Source organism: Nocardioides koreensis (assembly GCF_039531775.1).
Lineage (GTDB): Bacteria > Actinomycetota > Actinomycetes > Propionibacteriales > Nocardioidaceae > Nocardioides > Nocardioides koreensis.
The window spans coordinates 54,659-79,867 of sequence record NZ_BAAAQR010000004.1 but is presented as its reverse complement, the minus strand read 5'-3'; the positions used below and the strand labels follow the sequence as shown (position 1 = coordinate 79,867).

Sequence of the window (25,209 nt, the reverse complement as noted above, 5' to 3'; positions counted from 1 at the left end):
GCGTCCCGCTACGGCCGTTCGACCCCTTCCGGAAGGGTCTCTCGCCGGAGGTCGGTCACGCCCGGTCGGGGCAGGGCGGCATGCCGGGGCGGGGCACCGGGTACCCGCCAGGTGAAGGCCCGCGCGAGGGGCCGGACCCGTCGACACGCGACCGCGGAAGGGAGCACTCATGCCAGCAGGAAAGCAGCCGGGGCCCGGGATCAAGGACGAGGAGCTCTACGAGAAGCTCCGCGACGAGGGCGAGAGCAAGGAGAAGTCCGCCCGGATCGCCAACTCGGCGGCCAACAGGTCCCGCACCCAGGTGAGCCGCAGCGGCGGCCAGTCGCCGCCGTACGAGAAGTGGACGGTCGAGGAGCTGCGTGACCGGGCGGGCGAGATCGGCATCGAGGGCCGCTCGTCCATGGACAAGTCGGAGCTCGTCGAGGCGCTCCGCGACCACTGACCCTCCCCGGCGGCGGGCGGCCGACCCGTAGGGTGTCCGGCACCTCATGCACACTCCTGGACACCCCACCGCCGAGCGCCGCCTGCTGCTCGCCGTGGACGCCCCCTCGTTGCTCCATCGCAACCACCACGCCCGCGTCGAGAGCGACCTCCGGGACCTCGGCGGTCGTCCGGCGTGGGCGCTGCACGGGATGCTGCGCCAGATCCTGGAGGCGATCGACCAGTTCGCCCCCGACGCGGTGGTCTTCGGGCTCGACGACCGGACCTCGTCGGTGCGCACCGAGGCCTACCCCGGGTACAAGGCCGGACGTGCCGAGAAGGATCCCGCCCTGGTCGACCAGCTGGAGCGCGCCGGCGCCCTCCTGGACGCCCTGGGGTTCAACACCCTCACCCCAGCCGGCCTGGAGGCCGACGACGTCAACGCCTCCGCGGCGGCGTGGGCGGAGCGATCCGGCTGGAGCTGCGTCCTGATCACCTCCGACCGCGACTCCTTCGCACACATCAGCGCCAGCACCCAGGTCCTGCGCCTCGTCAACGGCGGGATCTCCGGGTCACCGCTGCTCAACCCCGCGCGGCTCCATGCGCTGTACGGCATCGCGGCCGAGCACTACCTCGACTTCGCCGCCCTCCGCGGTGATGCCAGCGACAACCTGCCGGGGGTCCCCGGGATCGGTGAGAAGACCGCGCCGATCCTGCTGTCCCAGATGGGCTCGATGCAGGCCGTCTGGGCCGACATCGACCACTGCGCCGGCGCGAACCTGGTCGCCACCCTCGACTCCTACTGCGAGGAGACCGGGCTGCGCCGCATCGGCGCCGGCATGCTGAAGAGGCTCACGGCCCCGGGCGCCAGGGAGCGCTACGACTTCAACCTGTCGATCATGTCCGGGCGCACCGATCTGGACCTGGGGCTGACCCCCGAGGTCCCCGGCACCCCCGGGCTGCTCCCGCTCGACGCCGACCGGGTCACGCGGGTCGTCGGCCACCTCGGCGTCCCGACCACCACGCAGCTGGCGCTCCGGGTCCTCACCGAGCCGCCCGCCTCGACCCGGTGAGGACAGGACAAGGGCCAGGAGTGCGCGCTCAGGGGCGACGCTGCAGCCCGAAGTGCGTCAGCAGCGCGCGCATCTCCGGCTGCGCGGCGTAGGAGCCGGCTCCCAGGAACGACTCCTGCACGATCTGGTCCACCCGGTCTCGTGCCATGAAGTCGTTGCCCATCGCCTGCAGCTCCGCCCGCCCCGGCCTGAACACGATGACGGCGGTTCCGCTGTCCCGCAGCGCCCTGGCCTCGCGTCGGGCCACCCGCGCGGCGTGCCCCCGCGAGAGGCTGTAGAGGTCCGTCGGCAGGTTCGCCGGGCCGGACATCGGGGAGACCACGATCACGAGGTCGAGGGCCTTCTCACGCAGGATCGCGGCGTTCGTCGGTGAGTGGGCGCCGCCGTCGACGTAGGTGTGCTCGTCGATCGTCACCGGGGCGAAGTAGCCGGGCACCGCGCACGAGGCCGCGATCGCCAGGTGCAGCGGGGCAGCCGGGCTCCCCGGCCGGCCGAACACGACCCGCCGGCCGTCGCGACGGCGTACGGCGCAGATCCACAGGTCCTTCTCGGGCCAGGACTTCCCCTCCACCTCGCGGAGCATCCCGAGCTGCTCGGCGATGTCGAAGCGTCCGGGGGCCAGCAGCGCGAGCGCCGCCGCCATGGGCCGGAAGCTCCACGGGCGGATGACCGCGCGCTGCAGCATCTCCCGGCCCGGTGGATCGGGCAGCCGGCGCAGGATGGGCAGCACCCGGAAGGGCTCGAACACCGGGATCTCGCTGCCCAGCATGTCCTGCAGGACCATGCCCTCGTCGGAAAGCGGAGCCTGGACCACCCACGCGGCGAGCTCCGAGGCCGGGACCCCGACCCGCAGCAGCGTCCCGGTGATCGAGCCCGCGGACGTGCCGACGACGACGTCCGCGGTCCGGGGGTCCCAGCCGCAGTCGTGCTCCAGTGCCGCGAGCACGCCCGCGTGGTACGCCTGGCCGACGACGCCGCCGGCTCCCAGGACGAGCCCCACTGTGCTCATGGGGCAAGGATGGCCCCTCGACACGGGTCGGCGACAGGGCCCCCCTCCCCTTTGCTCCCCGAGGGGTCAGTAGCCACCACGCGTGCCCGACGACGCTCCGCTGGTGTCCTTCACCCACGAACCGTCCGGCGCGACGATCCACCACAGGCCGCCGGACAGGTCCTTGCCCTGGCCGTTCGCCTGGCCAGGCGAGCCGTCACCCGCGTAGGTGTACATCGGGTAGCCGTCGACCGTGAGCTGGGAGGAGCCGTCCGCGCGCTTGATCGTGCCGAACGTCGCGCTGATCGACGCCAGGCTCTGCTTCGGCACGTCCGAGCCCGGCACCGGCGGCCAGTACGTCGCGCAGGATCCGCTGCAGGCGGAGTGCCCCCGGGTGTCGTTCGCGAAGGCGTAGAGGGTCATCTGCTGGGGGTCGACGAGGACCTTCCCGAAGGCCGTGGTCCCGACCGCGACCGCGCCGGACGACGTCGGGCTCTGTCCGCTCGACGACGAGGAGGAGCTCCCCCCGTAGCCGCTGCCACCGGAGCCACAGGCGGCGAGCAGCAGCAGTCCTGCCCCGGCCAGCCCGGCCAGGGCGGTGGACGACGAATGGGTGCGCATCGTGCTCTCCTTTTCGTTGATCCCCGCACCCATGTCACGCAGCCGGGCGTCGCATCGTTCAACGCGTCGCCTCAGGGATGGTGCACCGCCACCACCTCGAACACCTCGCTGCCACCGGCGAGGTCCTTCTCGCGGACGATGCCGACGCCGCGGGCGTAGAACTTCACCGACACCACCCCGGGCTCCAGCCGCGTCCACTCCAGGCTCCGCACCGCGTGCCGGAACAGTCGGTACGGCGTCCGGACGGTGGCCCGGTTCTGGACCAACCACGCCTGGTCCTCGGCATGGCCCCGGTACAGCTCCTGGCGGTAGGCGTCGGTCGGGCGCGGGTCAGCGGGCATGACCAGTCCGGCCCGCGCCCCGTCGACACCGGCCTCCCAGGAACCTTCGCGGCTCTCGACGTGGCCGCGCTCGTCGTACGTCGCGGTGCGCTCGCCGAAGTACCAGACGTTGCCGTCCCGGTCACCGGCGTACCAGTCGTGGGTCTTCTCGGCGAGGCTGCCGTCGGCCCGGCGGACCACGTCGAGCACCACCCGCGTCCGCACCCCCTCGATCTGCTTCGTGTGGTGGGTGACCCGGACCTTCTCGCGGTACTTCTCCCCCTCGTCGGTGCCCCGCAGCCGGGTCACGGTGCCGGGCCGGAGCGGGAAGTAGGGGTTGGCGACGGGGTCAGCGAACGCGGCCGGGTCGATCCCGGGGCGTGCCTGGGTGCGGCCGGCCCCCTCGGCCGGCAGGGTCGCGGCGACCAGCGCTCCGGTGAGCGCGGCGCAGGTGCACAGGGCGGCGATGCTGATGGGCTTCATGACGTTCCTCTCGGTCCTGCCGATCATGTCCGGCGGGCGCTGAAGCCCGGCTGAACCCCGCAGGCGGGGAGGCGCGGAGAAATCAGTGGTCTGACGCGGACCCGCAACCGACCGAGAAACCCGATCCGCTCTGGCATCATCTGCACATGCCCACGGCCTCGGAAGACTCCAGGGTGGCCCTGGTCGTCGAGGACGACGAGGACATGCGCTCCCTCATCGAGTTCATCCTCAGCACCCAGGGCTTCCACGTGCTGACCGCCGGCTCCGGCACCGCCGGGGTCGACGCGGTCCGCGACCACGACCCGGACCTGGTCACCCTCGACCTCGGGCTGCCCGGGATCGACGGCATCGAGGCCTGTCGCCGGATCCGCGAGATCAGCGACGCCTACGTCGTCATGATCACCGCGCGCGACGACGAGGTGGAGAAGCTGATCGGGCTGGAGACCGGCGCGGACGACTACCTGTCCAAGCCGTTCAGCCCGCGCGAGCTCAACGCCCGCGTGAACGCGATGTTCCGGCGCCCCCGGCGCGGCCCCGGTTCCCCGGTCCCGGCACCCCCGACCGCGCCGCCGGCCCCCGGCCACGAGGTGCTGAGGCACGGGGCGATCACGGTCGACGTCGACGGCCGGCGCGCGTTCCTCGACGACACCGAGGTCGCCCTGACCCGCACCGAGTTCGACCTGCTGACCGAGCTGATGCGTACGCCGGCCCGGGTCTGGACCCGGGAGGCGCTGCTGCGTTCGGTCTGGGACACCGAGTGGGCCACGGACACCCACCTGGTCGAGGTGCACATCGGGAACCTGCGCCGCAAGCTCGGCGAGGGACGGGGCGCACCCCGCCTCATCCGCACGGTGCGCGGCGTGGGCTACCGGATGGAACAGGTCGGCTGACCCGACCCGGCGAGGTAGTCGCCGAGCGCCCGGTCCGCGCGCACCGCGGCGGGCCACAGCTGGGATGCCGAGAGCCGGGCCGCCGTGACGTCCTGGAGACGCACCTCGACCTCCACCTTCCTCGCGAGGTCCGCGAGCTCGCAGGTCCCGACGATGAGCGAGGACACCTTGAGGCTCAGCGCAGCGTCGAGGGCGGCCTCCAGGTCCAGCTGCTGCAGGGCGGTGGTGACGCGGGCGACCCGGCCGATCAGCATCTGGCGGTAGCGGCTGGCGAAGAGCCACGCGAACGCCCGGTCGTCGACCTCACGAGACATCCGACGCAGCGCCGCCTCGTCGAAGGTGGCGGCATCGGGCATGGGAACTCCTGGAACGGGACTCACGTGGCTCGTCCAGCGTGCCGCGACCAACTCAAGGAGAGTCCGGCGTTTCCGCAAGGAATGCTCAAGCGTCCCGGCGCAGCGTCAGCGTCCGCGGCCCGGGGACGAAGCCCATCGCCTGGTACAGCCGCTGCGGCCCCGGGTAACCGTCGTCGCCGCGGGGGCAGACCAGGCCGGTTCGCCCGCCCAAGTCACGAGCCGCCCGCAGCGCCGAAAGGCTGACCGCGGCGGCCAGGCCCCGACCGCGGTGGTCGGGGTGGCAGCCGACCGGCTCCACCAGGGCGACACCGGTGCGGTCGTCGAGCCAGACCAGGCAGGACGCGACCATGGCGCCCGCCCCGTCCACCGCGACCCAGTCCAGGTCCGGGCGGTAGGGCGGGGTCGCCATCAGGCGCTGGTACGCCGCGCCGCTGACCCGCGACGAGCCGCCCGGCGGCGCCCACGCAGCCCGGTGGCAGGCAGCCCGGTCCTCGGCCTCTCCCGGGGCGACGGCGCGGAACGAGTAGCCAGGGAGATCCGCGGCCGGCGGCAGCGACCCGAGGTCGAGGCTGTGGTGGGTGAACCACGGCTGCTCCTCCACCTCGAAGCCCTCCTCGGCGAGCCCGGCCAGGACATGGGCCTCGGTCTCGAGCACCATGGTCCGGACGGGGCCCTTCGCGCCCAGGCCCAGGAACCACCGGGCCGCCTCGGCCGCGACCTCCGAGTGCGCCGGGTCGACGCACAGCTCGAGCCAGTCGGGAGCCTCCGCCCAGGCCCAGGCGACGACCGGGCCGGCCGGGTCGCGGAACAGCGCGACCGGTCCGTGGTCGAGGTCGGCGGGCAGTGCGTACCGCGCGCTCCAGGCGAGCTGTCCCGGATGGTGCCGGCTGGTGGGGGCCCAGATCCGGGACGCCAGCTCCTGCATCGCGGGCAGCGCCTCGTCGATGCCGGCAACGGACTCGACGTACCTCACAGGCCGGCGATCTCCGCGTACCACGCCGCCACCTTGGCCGGGTCGAAGGCCAGCGCGGAGTCGTAGCAGCTCACCTCGGTCGTCGACACCCCCGGCACCGTGGTCTCCCTCCACGAGCCGCACGGCTGCACCTTCTCGCGCTCCATGAGGGCGGCCAGGCGCTCCTCGACGTCGTGCAGGGGGGCATCGGCGAAGACCTCGAAGGTGTTGATGTGCGGCGGGGACGGGTTGACCCGCAGCCCGGCGGCGACCAGCTCGCCGGCGAGGGCGCGCGCCCACGCGACGTACTCCCCCATCCGCGGGAGGCGGTCGCGCAGCCCGAGCAGCGCCGGTACGGCGTACGGCGTCAGCTGGTGCAGCTGGCCGCCCATGCGCTGGCGCCAGCCGCGCAGCTCGTCCATGGCGTCCTGCTCACCCACCACCGCCGCGCCGGCGGGGGCACCGAGACCCTTGTAGAAGGAGACGTACATGCTGTCGAAGAGGCCGGCGATCTCCGGCAGCGGTCGGTCGTAGAACGGCTGGGACTCCCAGATCCGGGCACCGTCGGCGTGCAGCGGCACCCCGAGGTCGCGCGCCGCCCCCGCCAGGGCTGCCAGGTCGTCCCACTCCGGGAGCAGGCAGCCGGCGTCCCGCAACGGCAGCTCGACCAGGGCCGCCCCGAGGCCCGCGGGCAGGGCGCGCAGGTCGTCCGCCGTCGGCGTGTGCCGGCCCTCGGTCAGCGGCTCGAACCGCAGGCCGTGCAGCAGCCGCGGCCCGTCGAGCTCGTGGAAGAGCAGGTGGGACAGGTCCGGGAGGGCCACCCGGCTGGAACCTCGGCGGTCGCACCAGACCCGCAGCATCGCCTGCTGGGCCATGGTGCCGCTGACGAAGAACACCGCGGCGGGCTTGCCGAGCACCTCGGCCACCTGCTCCTCGACCCGGGCGACCGCGCCGCCGTCGCCGTACCGGTCCCAGTCCTCGATGCCGAGCTCCTCGCAGGCGCTCGCCAGCGAGGAGAAGACCTCGCCCGGGGTGGTGCGGCGGTGCCAGACCACCATGTCGGTACAGGCACGGACTGCGTCGCGGAGGCGCTCGTCGAGGTCGGTCACGGGCGCCACCCTTGCAAGGGTCGCCGCCCGGCGGCAACGGCATTTCGCACGGCGGGCGCGCAGTCAGGTTCCTTGCAGGTAGCGTCGGGAACGATGACGGGCCTGACCCCGTCGAAGGAGAATTCGTGTTCGACCTGATCAACGGCCTGCCGATCCATCCGCTCGTCGTCCACGCCGTGGTGGTGCTGCTGCCGCTGGCCGCGATCGGCACCATCGCGATCGCCGTCCGGCCCGACTGGCGCCGCAGGTACGGCGTCCTCGTCGTCGTCGCCGCAGCGTTGTCCACGGTGCTGACCCCCGTGGCGACCTCCAGTGGCGAGGCGCTCGAGCAGCACGTGGGCAACCCCGGCGAGCACGCGGAGCTGGGCGACCAGCTGATCTGGTTCGAGATCCCGCTGCTGCTGCTCGCGCTCGCGCTGGTCTGGTTCGACCGCCGCCAGCGTGCGGCCGACGCCTCGACCCACGCCTCGACCGACGCGAAGGCCGTCTCGCCGACCGCCCTCAAGGTCGTGGCGGCCCTGGCCGTGATCGCCGCGCTCGCCACCAGCGTGCAGGTCTACCGCGTCGGCGACTCGGGCGCCCGGGCCGCCTGGGGCGACCAGGTGTCGTCCTCCTCGAGCGCCGGAGACGGCGACGCCGACTGACCGACGGCCCGCAGGGGCCGCAGGACGAGGAGGGCCGTGGTCACCGTAGGGCTCTGCGAGGACGACCCCGCCATCCGGCGCGTCGTGACGCAGGCGCTGGAGCTCACCGGCCACTCCGTCGTGACCGCGCACAACGGCGGCGAGGCCCTCCAGCGGTTCGGCACGGACGCGGTGCTGGACGCGATCATCCTCGACATCGGCCTCCCCGACGCCGACGGTCGCGACGTCTGCCAGGCCCTGCGCTCGGCCGGGCAGTCGGCGCCGGTGCTGTTCCTCACCGCGCTCGGCGCGGTCCACGACCGGCTCTCCGGCTTCAGCGCGGGCGCCGACGACTACCTGCCCAAGCCCTTCGACGTGAAGGAGCTCATCGCCCGGGTGGAGGCACTGGCCCGGCGGGGCCGGCCACCGGCCGAACCGGTCGGCGGGCTGGTGCTGGACCCGGCGCGCCACTCGCTGCGGCACGGGGACGCGGAGGTGCTGCTGAGCCCGACGGAGTTCCGGATGCTGGCGGCGATCACCTCCCGTCCCGGTGAGGTGGTCCGCCGGCACGTGGTCGTCGCGGCAGCGTGGCCCGACGGGGCCCGGGTCAGCGAGAACACCGTCGACTCCTACATCCGGCGGATCCGCGCGAAGCTGAGGGAGCTCGACGCACCGGTCGCGCTGCGCACCGTCCGCGGCGTCGGGTTCACGCTGCGGTGAGGGCGCCCCGCTGGCTGGCGACCAGCTTCCGCTCGCAGCTCGTGCTCACCACGATGGCGCTCACCGCGCTGGGGATGCTGCTGGTCACGCTCGGCCTCCAGCTGATCCTGCACCGCATCATCGAGGGCAACCTCGACCAGGTGCTCCACGACCGGGCCGGGTCCGTGCAGGCCGCGGTCGACTCCGCCTCCGGGGACACGCTCGTCGTACCCGACGGGGTCGTGGAGCCGGGGGTCCAGGTGTACGACGACCGGGGCCGCGCCGTCGCGGGCACGACCTGGGCGCGGCTGCGCCCGCAGATGGCGGAGCTCTCCCACGTCACCTCGCCCCGGACGGTCGCGGTCGGCGAGGAGTACCGGCTCTACGCCCGACCGTTCACCACGGCGTCCGGCGCGCACGGCGTCGTGGTGGTGAGCGAGTCCCGGCACGCCTACGAGGAGGCCGAGCTCTACATCCTGCTCACCAGCCTGGCCGTCGGGGTGATCGTCGTGCTCGCGGTCGGTGCGGTCGCCCGCTGGGTGACCACGCGGGCCCTGGAGCCGGTGGCCCAGATGGCCGAGCGGGCCACGGACTGGAGCGAGCACGACCTCGGCCGCCGCTTCGACCTCGGACCTCCGACCAACGAGATCTCCGCGCTCGGCGCCACGCTGGACGGCCTGCTCGAGCGGGTGGCGATGACGATCCGCGCCGAGCAGCGGCTGACGGCCGAGCTCGCCCACGAGCTCCGCACCCCGCTCGCCGCGATCCAGGGGTCGGCCGACCTGGCCCTGCTCCGCGGTGGCCTGAACAAGGAGGCCCGGCTCGACCTCGAGCAGATCGCCGCGTCCTCGCGGGTCATGGCCGACACGATCACCACGCTGCTGGAGCTCGCCCGGACCGCCGAGGCCCCTGACGCCGCGACCTGCCGGCTGGCCGACGTCCTCGACGCGGTCCGACCCCTGGTGCCCGACGAGCTGGTGCTCGACGACCACGTGGCGGACCCGGCCATCCGGCTGGCCGCCCCGCGCGACCTGGTCGTGCGGGCGCTCTCGCCCGTGGTGGAGAACGCCGTACGGCACGCCCGCACCCGCGTGCGTCTGGACGCCGTCCCCGCGGCGTCGTCGGTGGAGATCCGGGTCAGGGACGACGGGCCCGGGGTCGATGCGTCGGTCCGCGACACGCTGTTCGCGCCCGGGACCGTCGGACCGGGCGGCGGCACCGGCCTGGGTCTGGGCATCGCCCGCCGCGTCGCCCGCTCGATCGGCGGCGACGTGGACCTCGCGGACGGCGACGGCGGGGCGACGTTCGCGGTCCGCCTCCCCCGTCTCTGACTGCTGCGCCCCCGCCCTGCTGCGGCACTAGTGTGCTCAGGGTGAGCAAGCCGGTGCTGCCGCCGTCGCCCGGGGGCGACGCAGGCCGGCGCGTGCCACCGATCCTCGAGTCGGAGAGCTCCTCGCCCCTGCAGAAGACCGTCCGGTTCACGCTGTCGCTGCTGCTTCTCTACCTGATCTTCGGGCTGCTGATCCCGAGCTTCGCGTCCTACCAGGACGTCTGGGACGCGCTCACGTCGCTCGGGGCGGCCGCGGTGATCGTCCTGACCCTGCTCACGCTGCTGGTGGAGTCCTGCAAGGCCGGAGCGTTCGCCCTGATGATCGAGCCGCTCCGCTTCCGGGACGCGTTCCTCGCCCAGGAGTCGGCCGCGGTGGTCTCCAACACCGTCCCGGGCCCGTCCGGCACGGCTGCCCGCTACGTGTCGTACCGGAAGCTCGGCATCAGCAACGAGGACTTCGCCACGTCGTACGTCGTGAACAGCTCGATCAGCAACGGGCTCCCGCTCGTCCTGCCCTCGCTCGGCCTGGTCCTGCTCTCGACCCAGAAGGACGTGCCGGCGTCGGTCTGGACGCTCGCCCTGATCGGCCTCGGTGTGTCGCTGGTGCTGGTCGCGCTCGCCGTCCTGGTCCTGCGCAGCGAGCGGTTCGCCTACGGCTTCGGGGTGCGCGTCGGCCGGTTCCTCAACTGGGTCAGGGGTGTGGTGCGCAGGCCCCCTGGTGAGGAGCTCGGCGAGACGGTCGTGGAGTGGCGCCACGACGTGGTCGACATCTTCCGCGCCCGCTGGCTGGGCCTGGTCGCCGTCTTCGCCACCCGCGAGCTCGCGACGTACCTGATCCTCCTCGTGTCCCTGCGCGCGCTCGGGGTCGGCAGCGACGTCCTCACCGCGGTCGAGATCTTCGCCGTCTACACCGTGGTCCGGCTCGCGACCCTGGTGGAGATCACGCCCGGCAACGTCGGCATCAGCGAGGCGCTCTACATCGCGGCCCTGGACTGGGCGGCGGACGGACGCGACTCCGACGCCATAGTCGCCGCCGTGTTCGTCTTCCGGATGTTCACCTACCTCGGGCCCATCCTCCTCGGCGGCGGCTGCTCCTACCTGCTGGCGCGGAGGTTCCGCGGCATGGCGGCGACCTCTGCGCCCTGACCGGCCACCACCGGCGGTCAGTTCAGGAGGCGCATGGTGGGCGGTACGCCACCGCCGCGCCGGACGTCCTCGACCAGCTCCTGCAGCGCGGTGAGCGCGACGTTCTGGGGCATCGGCCCGTAGGACACCCGGGCCACGCCGAGCTCCTCGAGCCGGGCCAGAGAGGGCAGCCCCGGGATGCCGATCAGGGTCAGGCGCTGTGGTCCGAAGGCATCGACGAGCGTCTCGACCTGCGCCTCGCCGAGCCGGGCCGGGACGAAGACCACCGGGGCCCCGGCGTCGAGGTAGGCCCTGCCGCGCTCGACGGCGGCGGCGAGGTTGTCGGCGGGGTCCCGGCCGCGGCCGAGGTGGAAGGCGTCGGTGCGTGCGTTGAGCACGAAGTCGACACCCTCGAGCTCGGCGGCCCTCATGATCTTCTCGACGTTGCCGGCGGCCTCCTTGACCGGCCGCATCTGGTCCTCGATGTTGGCGCCGACCACGCCGACCCCGATCGCGCGGCGGATCGTCTCGGCCGGGTCGCCGTACCCGCCCTCGAGGTCGGCGCTGACCGGCAGGTCGGTCGCCGCGACGATCCGGCCGACCATGTCCAGCATCAGGTCGAGCGGGATGTTCTCGCCGTCCTGGTAGCCGTAGGTCGCAGCGATCGAGTGGCTCGCGGTCGCGAGGGCCGTCGTTCCCTCGACCGCGGCGACGGTGGTAGCGCTGACGACGTCCCAGACGTTGACAAGGGTCAGCAGCTTCGGGTCACGGTGGAGGCGGAGCAGCTCGGCCCCGCGCTCGATGGTTGCTTGGTCGGCCATGTCCCGAATCTAGCCGGACGTGACGGGTGCGCCGCGTGGGCTGGCGGGCGCCTACCGCCGCCACAGCGGGTGGGAGGCGTCGTACTTCAGGGCCTTGACCATGTGGACGACCGTGCCGGCCTGGGGCTCGTTGCGGAAGGCGAGGTTGTCGACGAGCGCGTGCATCAGCGTGAGACCGCGTCCGCTCTCCGCGGAGTCCCCGGCCCCGTCGGGGTCGGCGGCCCCGTCGAAGCCCAGGCCGTGGTCGACCACCGTGATCGCGCAACGGTCGGCCGCGAGCTCGACCTGCACCTCGTAGGTGTCGGTGTCGCTGGCGTGGTCGATGACGTTCGCGCAGGCCTCGCCGATCGCCAGCTGGACGTCGTCGATGTCCTCATCGGCGACGCCGAAGGCCCGGAGCGCCTGCGCGGCCAGCCGGCGGACCACCGGGACGCTCACGGTCTCCCGGGGCAGGTTCACGGACAGGTCCAGGCGCGGCACGGGCGCGTCGGCGGGCGGCGCCGACCCTGACGTGGGCGGCCAGACGTGCCGCTCACCGCGGACCTCCTCCTCCGGCGTGCCCAGCCACATCTGGAGGTGGCACTCCTCGTCGCCGGCGACGATCCGCTCGGTCATCAGCACGGTCGCCGCCCCGTTCACGCGGGCCCCGAGCCGCCCCGCGAGCGCCGACGTGACATGGCACAGCGCCTCGCCCTCGGCGATGCCCTGCCCGAACGGGCACCGGGTGACCGCGACCTCGACGACCTCGTCGGTGGCGGTCAGGACCTCCAGCTCGCTGCCGAGCGCGCGATGCGTGTCGACCAGCATCTGCGCCACGGCCCGCCCGTCGGCCGGCGGCTCGTCGCCCGCCACCCGGTCGGCCAGCGCTGCACCCGCCAGCGAGGCCTGCTGGCGGGGGTTCGCGGTCGGGTGGTCGGCCGCGGCACGCACCAGCGCCACCGCGACGCTGGCCATCCCGTCGCGCAGCGGGTCCGCGTCGATGGCGCCCATCGGCGGCGGCCCCTCCGCGTACGTCTCCGGGGCCCGGCGCTGGACCTCGATGGGGACGCGGGTGAGCACGTCGCCGGTCGCCGCCTCCAGCCTGGCCGCATCCCTCGCCGGGATGCCGGCGCCCGAGGGGATCCCCTCGACGCCGTCGCCCACGGGGCTCACCAGCACCAGCGCCTCGTCGGCGCGCCAGTCCAGGTGCAGGCGCAACAGGTCCGGCCCGTCGCCCACCTGCCCCAGCGTGCCGCGGGCCGCCTCCACCGCCTCGTCGACCCCGCTCTCCGCGGCGGCGTGCCGCCGCAGGTGGTCGGCGAGGAGCGCCAGGACACGCTCCGTCGACTCGGGGTGCTGCCGGTCGATGAGCCAGTCCATGGGTGCCGTCCTGGGGTGGTGGGTGGATGAGCCCAGAGAGTTCCCGTTCTGGCGGTCCACAAACCGGGGGCGGGTGCCTACCACCTCACACCGGCCGCGGCCGGGCTGGGGGTGCTTGCCAGCCCTGATGCTGCGGCGTGAGACTCAGGAACGGCGGGCAGCGAGAGGCGGGGACCATCGTGGGCAGCAGCAATGGGGCGAACGCGAGCGGCGGCGCGATCTACGGGCTGGGCATCTTCGGCGCCTGGGTCTGGTTCTGGCAGCAGGCCGACGGGTTCTGGGAGCACGCGTACGCCGTGTTCCAGGGCGTCTTCTGGCCCGCCTACATGGTCTACGAGGCCTTCGCGGCCCTCCGCTGACGGTGCTGCCGTCGGGGACCGACCGGGTCAGACCCTGATGGCGACCTTGCCCCGCGCGCGGCCCTCCTCGACGTACCGGATGGCGTCCGGGGCCTCGGCCAGGGGGTAGGTCCGGTCGATCACCGGCGTGACCTTTCCGGCCTCGATGAGCTCCTTCAGGACTGCCAGGTCCTCCGCCGACTCGGTGGAGACGAACGTGCCGAGCCGCTGCCAAACGAACGGTGACAGCAGCATCGCCCGGATCTGGCGGTCGAAGCCGCCGATGTCGAGGATCACGTCGTCGCGCCGCTCCCCCGTCGCGAAGTCCTCCCGGTCGTGGTCGATGACCCGGTCCACGCCCAGGGCGCCACCTGCTCGAGATCGAGGTTGGAGCCGGCTTCGGCGCCAGCTTGTCCTCGCGAGCGCGTGCGAGCTCGGCGAACGACCCCCGGGCGAGACCGAAGACCTCGTCGCCGACCCGGAACCGGGTCACGTCCTCCCCGACCGCCTCCACCACGCCCGCCACGTCCGTGCCCGGGACCGGGTTCTTCGGCGCCCGGAGCCCGTAACCCGCCAGGCGCACCGGGTACGGCGTTCCCGTCACCAGGTGCCACACACCCCGGTCGACGCCTGCGCCGTGCACCCGCACGAGCACCTCGTCGGCGGCCGGCGACGGCTCGTCGACGTCCTGGAGCCGGAGCACGTCGGGCTTCCCGTAGACGTCCTGCACGATCGCCTTCATGCCGCCTCCTCGCCCCTGGGCCCGGCTCCCAGTCTCCCTAGCCCCAGAACACCTTGTCCACGACGGCCCGCGCGTGCCGGGTGAGGCGCAGGTAGTCGTTGACCATCGTGTCCAGCTCCCCCGGCGGGTAGCCGAGGATGCTGGCCACCGCGGCCTTCTCCCGGGGGTCGCGTGGCAGGTGGTCGCCGGGCTTGCCGCGCACCAGCGTGACCGCGTTCCGGATCCGGCTGACCGTGCGCCAGGCGTGCGCCAGCTCGGCGGCGTCGTCGTCCTCGACCAGTCCCGCCGCGCGGGCCGCTTCCAGCGCGTCGAGGGTCCGCGAGGTGCGCAGGCCGGGGACCTGCCCGGCGTACCGCATCTGCAGCAGCTGCACGGTCCACTCGATGTCGGCGAGCCCGCCGCGGCCGAGCTTGAGGTGGGTCTGCGGGTCGGCGCCGCGGGGCAGCCGCTCCTGGTCGACGCGCGCCTTGATCCGGCGGACCTCGAGCACGTCGTCCGCGGAGATCCCCTCCACGGGGAAGCGCAGTGGGTCGATCAGCTCCTCGAAGCGGCGGCGCAGCTCGAGGTCGCCGACGACGGCGTCCGCGCGCAGGAGCGCCTGGGCCTCCCAGACCTTCGACCACTTGGCGTAGTAGGCGGCGTACGAGTCGAGCGTGCGGACCAGCGGCCCCTGCTTGCCCTCGGGTCGCAGGTCGGCGTCGATCTCGAGCGCCGGGTCGGCGCCCGGCAGCGACAGCAGGCGGCGCAGCTCGTTGGCCACCGCATGGGCGTACGACGACGCGACCTGCGGGTCGGCGTCCGACTCCGGCTCGTGCACGAACAGCACGTCGGCGTCGCTGCCGTAGGAGAGCTCGAACCCGCCGTACCGGCCCATCGCGACGACGGCCATCCGGGTGGGGGCGTCCTCGAGACCGCGCTGCTCGCGGACCGAGCGTCCGGCCACCCCGAGCGTGGCCTCCAGGGTGGCGTCGGTGAGCCGGGACAGGCCGGCACCGACGTCGGCCACGTCGATCAGGCCGAGCAGGTCGCCGGCCGCGATCCGGAACAGCTCCCGGCGCCGGATGGCGCGGACCGCGCGCACCGCCTTCTCGGGGTTCACCTGGCGGCTGGCCGAGGCGACCATCTCCTCGGTCAGCGCCTCCGCGCCCAGCGGCACCAGGTCCTCCCCCAGCATCCGCACGCCCTGCGGCTCCCGCTCCAGCAGGCTGGTGGCGTAGCGGGAGGTCGCGAGGAGCCGGGCCAGCCGTTCGGCGACCTGGCCCTCGTCCCGCAGCGTCTTGAGGTACCACGGGGTGTCGCCCAGGGACTCGCTGATCCGGCGGAACCCGAACAGCCCCGCGTCGGGATCCGGGGCGTCGGCGAACCACTCCAGCATCGCCGGCAGCAGGGTGCGCTGGATGTTGGCGCTGCGGGAGACCCCGCTGGTGAGCGCCTCGAGGTGGCGCAGCGCCGCCTTGGGGTCCAGGTAGCCCAGCGCCGCGAGCCGCTCGCCGGCGGCCTCGAGCGTGAGCCGCGCCTCGGTGCCGGGGATCTTGGCGACCGCCGCCAGCAGCGGCCGGTAGAAGAGCTTCTCGTGCAGCCGCCGCACCTCACGCCGGTGGTGCTGCCACACCTTGTCCAGGGCGTTCACGGGGTCCTTGACCAGCCCCATGCTGCGACCGAGGCGCCGCAACGACTCCTCGTCGGCCGGCACCACGTGGGTGCGCCGGAGCTGGAAGAGCTGGATCCGGTGCTCGAGGGTGCGCAGGAAGCAGTACGCCTCGTGCAGGGCCTCGCCGTCCTCGCGCCCGACGTACCCACCGCGGGTGAGCTCCGCGAGGGCGCTGAGCGTGGCCGGCGGCCGGATCTGCTCGTCGGCGCGGCCGTGCACGAGCTGGAGCAGCTGGACGGCGAACTCGACGTCGCGCAGCCCGCCGGAGCCGAGCTTGAGCTGGCGCTCGGCATCCCGCGGCGGGATCTGGTCGATCACCCGGCGGCGCATCGCCTGGGTGTCGCCGACGAACCCCTCCCGCTCGGCCGCGGTCCACACCATGGGCGAGACGATGGCCATGTAGTCGTGGCCCAGCGCGAGGTCGCCGGCGACCGGACGCGCCTTCAGCAGCGCCTGGAACTCCCAGGTCTTGGCCCAGCGCTCGTAGTAGCCGCGGTGGCTGGCCAGGGTGCGCACCAGCGGCCCCGCCTTGCCCTCGGGGCGCAGCGCCGCGTCGACCGGCCAGATGGTGCCCTCGCCGGTGTGCTCGGAGCAGATCCGGATCAGGTGGCCGGCGAGCTGGGTGGCCACGCGCGCAGCATTGTTGTCGTCCGCCCCGTCCGCGGGCTCGAACACGAAGATCACGTCGACGTCGGAGACGTAGTTGAGCTCGTGGCCACCGCACTTGCCCATCGCGATCACAGCGAGCCGCGCCAGTGACGCCTCCGCGCCGAGGCGCTGGCGGGCCACCGCCAGCGCCGCCTCGAGCGTGCCGGCCGCCAGGTCGGAGAGCTCCGCGGCGACGTCGTCGACGCCCAGGTGGTGGGCCAGGTCGCGAGCGGCCAGGCGCAGCAGGGCACGGCGGTACTCCACCCGCAGCGCGACCATCGCGTCGTCGTCGGCGATCGTGGCGGTCGGCGCGGGGTCGTCCGGATCGGCGCCCACCGCCCGCAGCAGGTCGGTGCGCAGGGCGTACGCCGCAGGCCGGGTGGAGCCCAGGAGCGGGTCCGTGAGCTCGCGCCAGTGGTCGGGGTGCCGCACCAGGTGGTCCCCCAGCGCCGCGCTCGCGCCGAGCACCGAGAGCAGCCGCATCGCCGTGCCCTCGTCGTCGGCGAGCTCGGCGAGCAGCTCGGCCGCCTCGGTGCTCGCCTCCACCAGCCGCGCCAGCGCGACCAGGGCCAGGTCCGGGTCGGCGGTGCGGGCCAGCAGGGCGAGCAGCGGGTCTGCGGCGGCACCGAGCTCGGCGAGCGCCGACCGGGCCGTGTCGGCGTCGCGGAAGCCGAGGCGCAGCAGCGCGCCCTTGCTGGTGGCCGGCCGGTTCACGGGTCTCCCGTGGTGCTCATCCGCGGTGGCCCGCGCGCTGCCGCGCCAGGGCGGCGAACCCGGCCGCGAGCGGCCGCCACGCCGCGTCGAGCTCCTCGCGCGCGCCGGCGATGTCCCGCAACAGCGCCTCCTGGTCGATGCCCCGGGCCTCGTGGGAACCGCGGTCGGACTCCGCCCAGGGCAGGAGCACCTCGACGTCGACCTCGGGGTGCAGCTGCACGCCCCAGACGGCCGGGGCGAACCGGGCGGCCTGGACCTCACCGGCCTCGGTCGCGGCGAGCAGGGTCGCGCCCTCGGGCAACCGGGTGACCACGTCGTCGTTCCACTGGACGCCCCGGCGCGGGGAGGCCAGGGCACCGAGCAGCTCGTCGCCGTCGGCTTCGCTCGTCCAGCCCACCTCGAGCAGCCCGAGCTGCTGGCCGCGCGGGTTGCGGCCGACGGCACCGCCGAGCGCCACCGTGATCAGCTGGTGGCCCAGGCAGATGCCCAGGGTGGGCACCCCGGTCGCCACCGCGTCCCGGACCCGGTCCTTCACCGGCCCCAGCCAGGCGTGCTTCGCGTCGGCCTCGGCCCCCATCGGGCCTCCGAGCACCAGGAACGCGTCGTACGCCGCGAGGTCGGGCAGCGCGTCGCCGGCGTAGGGCCGGCAGACCTCGAGCGCGCAGCCGGCCTCGACCAGCCAGTCACCGACCAGCGCCGGCGGGCACTTGTCCTCGTGCTCGACGACGAGCACGCTCGCTCCACTCACGCTGGCAACCTATCCGTCGGACGTGGGGCCCGGGTCCCGCCCCGGCAGCACGGCGATGAGCAGCAGCAGGATGCCGATGGCCGCCACCACGATCCCGGGGGCGGTCCGGCTGAGCAGCAGGCCGATCAGGACCACGACCCACGCGGTGCCCACGACCCAGGACCTGGCTCGGGGGTCACTGCGCTCGAGCAGCTTCAGGGTCCGGGCGGCGAGCGCGAGCATCAGCACCGCCGGCAGCAGCACGACCATCAGCACCAGCCCCGGGTCGGAGCCCCCGAGCAGGAAGAACACGGCGAACACGGTCATCAGGCCGGCCACCCCGACCACGACCCGCAGCAGGATCCGCAGCTGCCGTGCTCGCGCGGGCTCGTAGACGTGGCTCATACGACCGGCAGCATCCGGTCCCGCTCGAAGGCGGAGACCTGGCCGCGGTACTCCTCCCACTCCTGGCGCTTGTTGCGCAGGAAGAAGTCGAAGACGTGCTCGCCCAGGGTCTCGGCCAGCAGCTCGGACTCCTCGGCGATCCCGATGGCGTCGTGCAGGCTGCGCGGCAGCGGGTCGATGCCCAGGCTCTTGCGCTCGCGCTCGGAGAGCGACCAGACGTCGTCCTCCGCCTCGCGGGGCAGGTCGTAGCCCTCCTCGATGCCCTTCATGCCCGCGGCGAGCACGACGGCGTACGCGAGGTAGGGGTTGGAGGCGGCGTCGATCGTGCGCAGCTCGATCCGGGTCGACTGCCCCTTGTTGGGCTTGTACATCGGCACCCGGATCATCGCCGAGCGGTTGTTGTGGCCCCAGCAGATGTAGGACGGGGCCTCGCCGCCGAACATCATCCGCTTGTAGCTGTTGACCCACTGGTTGGTGACGCAGCTGATCTCGTTGGCGTGCCGCAGGATGCCGGCGATGAACTGCCGGCCGGTCTTGGACAGCTGGTACTCCGCGCCGGCCTCGAAGAAGGCGTTGCGGTCGCCCTCGAAGAGGGACACGTGGGTGTGCATGCCCGAGCCCGGGTGGGTCGTGAACGGCTTGGGCATGAAGGTCGCCCAGATGCCCTGGCTCAGCGCCACCTCCCGGATCACGGTGCGGAAGGTCATGATGTTGTCGGCGGTGCTCAGCGCGTCGGCGTACCGCAGGTCGATCTCCTGCTGGCCCGGACCGCCCTCGTGGTGGCTGAACTCCACCGAGATGCCCATCGACTCGAGCATCGTGATCGCCTCGCGGCGGAAGTCCGCGCCCATCGACTGGGCGGTGTGGTCGAAGTAGCCGCTGCGGTCCACCGGGACCGGGTCCGCGCCGGCGACCGGGGTGTCCTTGAAGAGGTAGAACTCGATCTCGGGGTGCGTGTAGAACGTGAAGCCCTGCTCGGCGGCCTTGCCGAGGGTCCGCTTGAGCACGTAGCGCGGGTCGGCGTACGACGGGGAGCCGTCGGGCATCACGATGTCGCAGAACATGCGCGCCGTTGCCGGGCCCTCACCACGCCACGGCAGGATCTGGAAGGTCGACGGGTCGGGCTTGGCCAGCATGTCGGCCTCGTAGACCCGGGCGAAGCCCTCGATCGCCGAGCCGTCGAAGCCGATGCCCTCGTCGAAGGCCCCCTCGAGCTCGGCGGGCGCGACCGCCACGGACTTCAGGAAGCCCAGCACGTCGGTGAACCACAGCCGGACGAACCGGACGTCACGCTCCTCGAGAGCGCGGAGAACGAAGTCTTCCTGCTTGCCCATGGCACGAGCCTAGGGGACGGACGCGGCGGGTCGGTCGATCAGGGCTTCTTGTCAGTACATGGCGTCCGTGGTGCCCTCCCAGCAAAAAAGGCATCCTCTGCCCGGTCTCCGATGGCCGGGCGCGGCCGCCTCATCCGGGCACGTTCTCCTCGAGCTCGGCCAGCCAGGCGGCGGCGCCGGCGTCCGACGGCATCCGCCAGTCCCCACGAGGAGACATGGTGCCGCCGGCACTCACCTTGGGCCCGTTGGGCAGCGCCGAGCGCTTGAACTGGCTGGCGAAGAACCGGTTCACGAAGACGACCATCCACTTGCGGATCGTGGGCAGGTCGTAGGCGACGTGGCGGTGCTCCGGCAGGTGCGGCGGCCACTCCCCTGCCTCGGCGTCGTGCCAGGCGTGCCAGGCGAGGAATGCGATCTTGCTCGGGCGGTATCCGAGCCGGAGGACGTAGAACAGCGTCAGGTCCTGCAGGGCGTACGGCCCCACCGACTCCTCGGTGGCCTGCGGCTTGTCGCTCTCCTTCTGGGGGACGAGCTCCGGGGTGATCTCCTGCTCCACGATCTCCTCGAGCACGTCGTTGGTCTCGTCGTCGAACTGACCGCTCTCCGCCACCCAGCGGATCAGGTGCTGGATGAGCGTCTTCGGGACCCCGGCGTTGACGTTGTAGTGCGACATCTGGTCGCCCACGCCGTACGTGCACCAGCCCAGGGCCAGCTCGGAGAGATCGCCGGTGCCGAGCACGATCCCGCCGCGGTGGTTGGCCAGCCTGAAGAGGTAGTCGGTGCGCAGCCCCGCCTGGACGTTCTCGAAGGTGACGTCGTAGACCTCCTCGCCGTGGCTGAACGGGTGGTCGAGGTCCTTGAGCATCTGCTCGGCGGCGCCGGTGATGTCGAGCTCCTCGAACGTGATGCCGAGCGACTTGGCCAGCCGGTAGGCGTAGGACTTCGTGGTCTCGCCCGTCGCGAAGCCCGGCATCGTGAAGCCGAGGATGTCGCTGCGCGGCCGCTCGAGGCGGTCCATCGCCTTGGCGGCGACGATCAGCGCGTGCGTGGAGTCGAGGCCACCACTGATGCCGATGACGACCTTCGGCTGCCAGCTGGAGCCGCCGATGGACTCGAGTCGCTTCTCCAGCCCGGAGACCTGGATGTTGTAGGCCTCGTAGCAGTCCAGGGCCAACCGCTCGGCATCGTCCGGCACGAACGGGAACCGGTCGACCTTGCGGCGCAGCCCGATGTCACCGGTCGGCGGCTTCAGCTCGAAAGCAACCGTGCGGAACTCGCGGATCCGTGCGTCGTGGGTCCGTCGGTTGTCGTCGAAGGTGCCCTGGCGCAGGCGCTCCTGGCGCAGCCGGTCGAGGTCGACGTCGGCGACGGCGCGTCGCGGGCCCTCGGGGAACCGGTCGCACTCGGCGAGCAGCTCCCCGCACTCGTAGACCATCGTCTGGCCGTCCCAGCTCAGGTCCGTGGTCGACTCGCCCTGGCCTCCGGCCGCGAAGAGGTACGCCGCGCTGCAGCGTGAGCTGGCGCTGCGCACCAGCAGCCGCCGGTCCTCCGCCCGGGCGACCGTGATCGGGCTGCCCGAGAGGTTGGCCAGCACCGTGGCCCCGGCGAGCGCCGCCTCGGAGCTGGGCGGGATCGGCACCCACATGTCCTCGCAGACCTCGACGTGCAGGGTCAGCCCCGGCACGTCGGCGGCCGAGAAGAGCAGGTCGGGACCGAACGGAACCTCGACACCGCCGAGCCGGATCGTCGACCCGCGCCGGTCGTCGCCGGGTGCGAACCAGCGGCGCTCGTAGAACTCGCGGTAGGTCGGCAGGTAGGACTTCGGCGAGACCCCCAGCACCCGCCCCCGGTGGATCACCACCGCACAGTTCAGGACGCGGGTGCCGTGGACGAGCGGTGCGCCGACGACGATGACCGGCACCAGGTCCGCGGAGCTCGCCGCGATCTCGGCGATCGCGTCCTCGACACCTGTGAGCACGATGTCCTGCAGGTGCAGGTCCTCGATGGAGTAGCCCGACAGGGTCAGCTCGGGGAAGATCGCCACCGCCACGCCGTCGTCGTGGCACGCCCGCACCTGCTCGAGCACCGTGCGCGCGTTCGCGGCCGGGTCCGCGATCTCGATCGGGATCGTGCACGCCGCGACGCGGGCGAACCCGTGGGCGTAGGCCGAGTAGAAGTCCACGTCTGGAAGTTTCCCACGAGGCGGGGTCCAAACCCGTCAGTCGCGCACGAGGTCCCCCGCCACGGCCCTCAGCCACGTGTCCGAGCCACCGGAGGAGACCAGCGACAGCTCGCCCGTCTCCACGTCCCATGCCACGAGCGACCAGGGCCGGCCGAGGGCCCTCGAGTCATCGAGCAGGAGGGTCTCGTCATCGAGCCAGGCCATCGGGCGCACGCCGTTCGCGCTGATCTCGACGATCCCCACCCCGGGTGTGTACTTCGTGCCGGCGATCGGCAGGTACGCCTGCGCGGCATACCCGGTCCTGTCGAGCACGAGGACCCCTGCGTGGTCCGTCGGCCGGTCGTCCCGCGGGATCCCCGACACCAGGCCGGCGACCCGGGTGTCGGAGGCCAACGGCGACCGGAACCGCCCCAGCGCACTGGCCACGACGGTTCTCGTCTCCTTCCCGTCCTCGATCTCGCGGATCACCCGGCCCTCGAGTCCCTCGCCGAAGAGCAGCTCCGTGCCGTCAGGGACCATGGCCACCCCGCTGATCTGCGCGGTGTCGTGGGTGTCGGCCTCCGAGGCTCCGGCGCCTTCGACGTCCACGATCCCGAGCATGCCGCCCCCGTTCCGGAGCAGCAGCTGCGCGTCGCCGCGCCACGTCATCGTCACGTCGAGGCCGGTCCACATGAAGGCCGGCCCGGGCGGGAGGTCGAGCCGTCGCCAGGCGCCGTCGCGCACATCGGTCACCCAGAGCTCGCCGTTGCCGGCGTTGGCCAGCATCGTCCCGTCGTCACTCAGGCTGGAGACGTACGCCGAGCCGGTGGGTGCCTCGGTGCTCGCCCAGGTGCCGTCCTCCCCCAGCAGGTAGAGCCGCTCCTGCTGGTCGGCGAGGACGAGCCGGGCACCACTCGTCAGCGGCAGCGGCACCGTGGTCGCCGCTCGGGGTGCGATCTCGGTCGGCAGCACCGTCGCGCGCTGCGGCAGCTCGCCCGCGGCCGCCGGGTCCCAGGTGGCCTGGACGGCGGAGTCGGGGACCGCCGGGACGGTCGGTGCGGGCATGACCGGAGGCTCGCTGCGGTCGGTGCCGGCGACGCCGCTGGCCACCGCCACCACGAGCACGAGGACGGCCGCCACGGCGCCGGCCACCAGGCCACGGCGGCGGTTGCGGACCACCCGGGCGCGGGCCAGCGCGGAGACCGCCGCGTGCTGCGGGGAGTCGGCGGGGTCGATGCCGTCGGTCGCGCGGTCGAGGACGGCGGACAGGTCGAGGTCGGTCATCGGGTCCTCCCGATCAGGTCGAGGAGCTCGGGGGCACCGGCACGCAGGCGGGCCAGCGCGGTGGCGTTGGTGCTCTTCACGGTGCCGACGTTGATCCCGAGGACGTCGGCGGTCTCCCGCTCGGACAGGTCGTCGAAGTGGCGGAGCACGAGCACCGCGCGCTGGCGGGCGGTCAGCCGGTCCAGGGCCCGGCGTACGACGAGGGCGGTCTCGGGGTCGCTCGACACCGAGCGCGCTTCGCTCTCGTGGGCCGTCGGCAGCTCGCGACGGTGCCGGCGCCACCAGGAGATGTTGTCGCGGACGATGATCTGGCGGGCGTAGGCAGCCGGGTTCCCGCTGCGCAGCCGCGGCCAGCGCAGCGCCACCTTGATCAGCGCCTCCTGCACCAGGTCCTCGGCGCGGTGCACGTCACCGCTCAGCAGGTAGGCCGTACGCAGCAGCCGGCGCTGCTGCCCTGCCACCCAGTCGATGAACTCCGAGTCGTCCACGTCAGCCTCTCGTCGCGTTGGTCTCACCCCTACAACGCCGTGTCCCCCGCCGACGGTTGTGCCGACTTCGCGCGTAGGCCGTCACCCGGGGACGAGCTCGGCGTGGAACCCGCCTTCGCCGAAGGTTGCCTCCAGCACCCCGGACTCGGGCAGGTCGACGAGATCACATCCCCCGGCTGAGCTGCTGCGTGCCCCGGACCGGTCTGCGTCGGAGGTGCGGCAGATCAGGTGCCGCCCGGACTTCGTGAGCCGGAAGTGGCCGTCGGCGTCGACCGGCACGATCTCTCCGCCGAGCTCGTCGACCAGGTCCCCACCGACGTCGAAGAAGGTGTAGGTGAGGGGCTCCGGCTGGTCCGACTCCCGCTCGCCGACGCTGTGCCACAAGTCGGGCAGCGGGGGCTCCGGGATGACCAGGATCCCACCACCTGGGTCAGGCCTGGAGGGCAGTCCGGTGTCGTCGAGAAGGATCATGCGGCCGGCCACACCGGGGCCGTCAGGTCGCCGGGGTCCGACGGAACCGCCGCACCCGGCCAGTACGGCACCAGCCAGGAGCAGCGCAGTCAGTCCCACGACGCCTGGAAGAGTGAGCTGGTGTCCACGCTCCATCACTGCGCCACCTCCATCCTCACCTGACAGACGCGGCAGAGATCTCCTCGGTTCCCCGACGGTCGACCTGGTCACAGGTCACACCCGCGCGGTCACCGTCCAGGCGGTCGCGGGGATCTCGAAGCTCCCCTGCGGCAGCCGCTGCGCGCACGCGGCCCGCACGCGTTCGCGCTCGGTCGGGTCGAGGGCGGCAACCCAGTCCCCGGCGGGGCCGACCCCCGCCGTGTACGGCGTCCACCACTCGTCGAAGTCCGTGTAGGACACGCGGACCGACAGCTCACCGGTGTCCACGTCACGGAGCCCGGCCTCCATGGCCAGCTCGCCGAGGTGTCCCTCACGCGCACCCGCGCCGCCGGCCTCGCCGCGGACGCCGGGCTGCAGTGCGTGGACCGTGCTCCAGAACGGCGACAGCGGGCCGCGGCCCCCGCCGTGGTCCCAGACGCACGCGGCGACCACGCCCCCGGGCCGGGTCACCCTCGCCATCTCGCGCAACCCCGCCACCGGGTCCTTCATGAAGTGCACCACCAGCTGAGCCAGCGACACGTCGAAGGCGCCGTCCTCGTAGGGCAGGTGCTCGGCGACCCCCTGGCGCACGTCGGCGGCCGGGAACCGCCCCCGGACCGCCTCGACGAACGGCGGGGACGGGTCGATCGCAGCCACCGCTTCGGCGCCGACCCGGTCGACGAGGACGCCGGTCAGCGCGCCCGGGCCGCACCCGACGTCGAGCACCCGTTGACCGGGATGCACAGCCGCGAGATCGGCGAACTGCGGCGCCAGCGGAGCGGCGTACCTGCCCATGAACCGGTCGTAGGCGTCGGCGGAGACGTTGTCGAAGGCCACCCCCAGAATGTACGGCCGTGCGTCCTTGCACGGCACCGATGAGTTCGCCCGCGGCGCGTGGTCTGTACCGACGAGCGCCGGGAGTCGATGCTCGGCCCCGAC

26 protein-coding genes and 1 pseudogene are annotated in these 25,209 nt (G+C 73.0%); 8 read left to right on the top strand and 19 right to left on the bottom strand.

Going from position 1 to position 25,209, the window contains the following annotated elements; genetic code table 11:
* Nucleotides 1-169: 169 nt before the first annotated feature.
* Complete coding sequence (locus ABD268_RS08435; RefSeq protein ID WP_344150034.1) at nucleotides 170-442, top strand: DUF7218 family protein; 273 nt, start codon at nucleotides 170-172, stop codon at nucleotides 440-442.
* A gap of 46 nt (nucleotides 443-488) precedes the next feature.
* Entirely contained in the window at nucleotides 489-1,493 is a 1,005-nt protein-coding gene (locus ABD268_RS08430; RefSeq protein WP_344150032.1) for a 5'-3' exonuclease, read from the top strand.
* Nucleotides 1,494-1,521: 28 nt separating this feature from the next.
* On the opposite strand, the gene ABD268_RS08425 is transcribed toward ABD268_RS08430, so the two are convergent.
* The 3 genes from ABD268_RS08425 to ABD268_RS08415 form a co-directional block, all read right to left on the bottom strand.
* Nucleotides 1,522-2,502, bottom strand: coding sequence for a patatin-like phospholipase family protein (locus ABD268_RS08425; protein ID WP_344150030.1), 981 nt, complete (start codon nucleotides 2,500-2,502; stop codon nucleotides 1,522-1,524).
* A gap of 66 nt (nucleotides 2,503-2,568) precedes the next feature.
* Nucleotides 2,569-3,102, bottom strand: a complete 534-nt coding sequence (locus ABD268_RS08420) for a COG4315 family predicted lipoprotein (RefSeq protein WP_344150028.1) — start codon at nucleotides 3,100-3,102, stop codon at nucleotides 2,569-2,571.
* A gap of 71 nt (nucleotides 3,103-3,173) precedes the next feature.
* Entirely contained in the window at nucleotides 3,174-3,905 is a 732-nt protein-coding gene (locus ABD268_RS08415) for a hypothetical protein (protein ID WP_344150026.1), read from the bottom strand.
* Nucleotides 3,906-4,051: 146 nt separating this feature from the next.
* Between ABD268_RS08415 and ABD268_RS08410 the strand changes: the two genes are divergently transcribed.
* The gene (locus tag ABD268_RS08410) at nucleotides 4,052-4,795 is read left to right on the top strand and encodes a response regulator (protein WP_344150024.1); all 744 of its coding nucleotides are present in this window, start codon (nucleotides 4,052-4,054) and stop codon (nucleotides 4,793-4,795) included.
* Here the strand turns inward: ABD268_RS08410 and ABD268_RS08405 are convergent.
* From ABD268_RS08405 to ABD268_RS08395, 3 genes are all read right to left on the bottom strand, one after another.
* Entirely contained in the window at nucleotides 4,771-5,151 is a 381-nt protein-coding gene (locus tag ABD268_RS08405; protein ID WP_344150023.1) for a hypothetical protein, read from the bottom strand. The genes ABD268_RS08410 and ABD268_RS08405 overlap by 25 nt on opposite strands.
* A gap of 85 nt (nucleotides 5,152-5,236) precedes the next feature.
* Entirely contained in the window at nucleotides 5,237-6,124 is an 888-nt protein-coding gene (locus ABD268_RS08400; protein ID WP_344150021.1) for a GNAT family N-acetyltransferase, read from the bottom strand.
* Nucleotides 6,121-7,212, bottom strand: a complete 1,092-nt coding sequence (locus ABD268_RS08395; protein WP_344150019.1) for a threonine aldolase family protein — start codon at nucleotides 7,210-7,212, stop codon at nucleotides 6,121-6,123. Before ABD268_RS08395 ends, ABD268_RS08400 begins: the two co-directional genes overlap by 4 nt.
* A 125-nt stretch (nucleotides 7,213-7,337) precedes the next feature.
* Here ABD268_RS08395 and ABD268_RS08390 point away from each other — a divergent pair, with 125 nt between their 5' ends.
* From ABD268_RS08390 to ABD268_RS08375, 4 genes are read left to right on the top strand one after another with little or no spacing between them, the layout of a single operon-like run.
* Complete coding sequence (locus ABD268_RS08390; RefSeq protein ID WP_344150017.1) at nucleotides 7,338-7,856, top strand: DUF2231 domain-containing protein; 519 nt, start codon at nucleotides 7,338-7,340, stop codon at nucleotides 7,854-7,856.
* A 36-nt stretch (nucleotides 7,857-7,892) separates the two neighbouring features.
* Complete coding sequence (locus tag ABD268_RS08385) at nucleotides 7,893-8,555, top strand: response regulator transcription factor (RefSeq protein WP_344150015.1); 663 nt, start codon at nucleotides 7,893-7,895, stop codon at nucleotides 8,553-8,555.
* On the top strand, nucleotides 8,552-9,865 hold the full coding sequence (locus ABD268_RS08380; RefSeq protein WP_344150013.1) for an ATP-binding protein: 1,314 nt from the start codon (nucleotides 8,552-8,554) through the stop codon (nucleotides 9,863-9,865). The genes ABD268_RS08385 and ABD268_RS08380 overlap by 4 nt, the downstream gene beginning before the upstream one ends.
* A 41-nt stretch (nucleotides 9,866-9,906) precedes the next feature.
* Entirely contained in the window at nucleotides 9,907-11,010 is a 1,104-nt protein-coding gene (locus ABD268_RS08375) for a lysylphosphatidylglycerol synthase transmembrane domain-containing protein (RefSeq protein ID WP_344150011.1), read from the top strand.
* A 17-nt stretch (nucleotides 11,011-11,027) separates the two neighbouring features.
* On the opposite strand, the gene ABD268_RS08370 is transcribed toward ABD268_RS08375, so the two are convergent.
* Entirely contained in the window at nucleotides 11,028-11,810 is a 783-nt protein-coding gene (locus ABD268_RS08370; protein WP_344150010.1) for an isocitrate lyase/PEP mutase family protein, read from the bottom strand.
* A gap of 51 nt (nucleotides 11,811-11,861) precedes the next feature.
* Nucleotides 11,862-13,169 (bottom strand): ATP-binding protein, encoded by a 1,308-nt coding sequence (locus ABD268_RS08365; protein WP_344150009.1) that lies wholly within the window; start codon nucleotides 13,167-13,169, stop codon nucleotides 11,862-11,864.
* A gap of 179 nt (nucleotides 13,170-13,348) precedes the next feature.
* On the opposite strand from ABD268_RS08365, the gene ABD268_RS08360 reads away from it, so the two are divergent.
* Nucleotides 13,349-13,528 carry a hypothetical protein gene (locus tag ABD268_RS08360; protein WP_344150008.1) on the top strand — a complete coding sequence of 60 codons (180 nt, stop codon included), beginning with the start codon at nucleotides 13,349-13,351 and terminating at the stop codon, nucleotides 13,526-13,528.
* A 27-nt stretch (nucleotides 13,529-13,555) separates the two neighbouring features.
* Here the strand turns inward: ABD268_RS08360 and ABD268_RS08355 are convergent, their stop codons facing one another.
* The 11 genes and pseudogenes from ABD268_RS08355 to ABD268_RS08305 form a co-directional block, all read right to left on the bottom strand.
* On the bottom strand, nucleotides 13,556-13,864 hold the full coding sequence (locus ABD268_RS08355; RefSeq protein ID WP_344150006.1) for a zinc-binding dehydrogenase: 309 nt from the start codon (nucleotides 13,862-13,864) through the stop codon (nucleotides 13,556-13,558).
* 97 nt (nucleotides 13,865-13,961) lie between these two features.
* Nucleotides 13,962-14,249, bottom strand: a pseudogene (locus tag ABD268_RS08350) (alcohol dehydrogenase catalytic domain-containing protein); the annotation flags it as partial.
* 37 nt (nucleotides 14,250-14,286) lie between these two features.
* Nucleotides 14,287-17,262, bottom strand: a complete 2,976-nt coding sequence (locus tag ABD268_RS08345) for a bifunctional [glutamine synthetase] adenylyltransferase/[glutamine synthetase]-adenylyl-L-tyrosine phosphorylase (protein WP_344150004.1) — start codon at nucleotides 17,260-17,262, stop codon at nucleotides 14,287-14,289.
* A 16-nt stretch (nucleotides 17,263-17,278) separates the two neighbouring features.
* Nucleotides 17,279-18,010: a type 1 glutamine amidotransferase gene (locus tag ABD268_RS08340; protein WP_344150002.1), complete on the bottom strand. Its 732-nt coding sequence runs from the start codon at nucleotides 18,008-18,010 to the stop codon at nucleotides 17,279-17,281.
* A gap of 9 nt (nucleotides 18,011-18,019) precedes the next feature.
* The gene (locus ABD268_RS08335; protein WP_344150000.1) at nucleotides 18,020-18,394 is read right to left on the bottom strand and encodes a hypothetical protein; all 375 of its coding nucleotides are present in this window, start codon (nucleotides 18,392-18,394) and stop codon (nucleotides 18,020-18,022) included.
* Entirely contained in the window at nucleotides 18,391-19,728 is a 1,338-nt protein-coding gene (locus ABD268_RS08330; RefSeq protein WP_344149998.1) for a glutamine synthetase family protein, read from the bottom strand. The genes ABD268_RS08335 and ABD268_RS08330 overlap by 4 nt, the downstream gene beginning before the upstream one ends.
* A 130-nt stretch (nucleotides 19,729-19,858) precedes the next feature.
* Nucleotides 19,859-21,910: an NAD(+) synthase gene (locus tag ABD268_RS08325; RefSeq protein ID WP_344149996.1), complete on the bottom strand. Its 2,052-nt coding sequence runs from the start codon at nucleotides 21,908-21,910 to the stop codon at nucleotides 19,859-19,861.
* 36 nt (nucleotides 21,911-21,946) lie between these two features.
* A complete protein-coding gene (locus tag ABD268_RS08320) occupies nucleotides 21,947-23,173 on the bottom strand; it encodes a hypothetical protein (protein WP_344149994.1) in 1,227 nt (408 codons plus the stop codon).
* Nucleotides 23,170-23,661 (bottom strand): SigE family RNA polymerase sigma factor, encoded by a 492-nt coding sequence (locus ABD268_RS08315; protein ID WP_344149992.1) that lies wholly within the window; start codon nucleotides 23,659-23,661, stop codon nucleotides 23,170-23,172. Before ABD268_RS08315 ends, ABD268_RS08320 begins: the two co-directional genes overlap by 4 nt.
* A gap of 81 nt (nucleotides 23,662-23,742) precedes the next feature.
* The gene (locus ABD268_RS08310; RefSeq protein ID WP_344149990.1) at nucleotides 23,743-24,132 is read right to left on the bottom strand and encodes a hypothetical protein; all 390 of its coding nucleotides are present in this window, start codon (nucleotides 24,130-24,132) and stop codon (nucleotides 23,743-23,745) included.
* 213 nt (nucleotides 24,133-24,345) lie between these two features.
* A complete protein-coding gene (locus ABD268_RS08305; RefSeq protein ID WP_344149988.1) occupies nucleotides 24,346-25,107 on the bottom strand; it encodes a class I SAM-dependent methyltransferase in 762 nt (253 codons plus the stop codon).
* Between the last annotated feature and the right edge of the window lie 102 nt (nucleotides 25,108-25,209).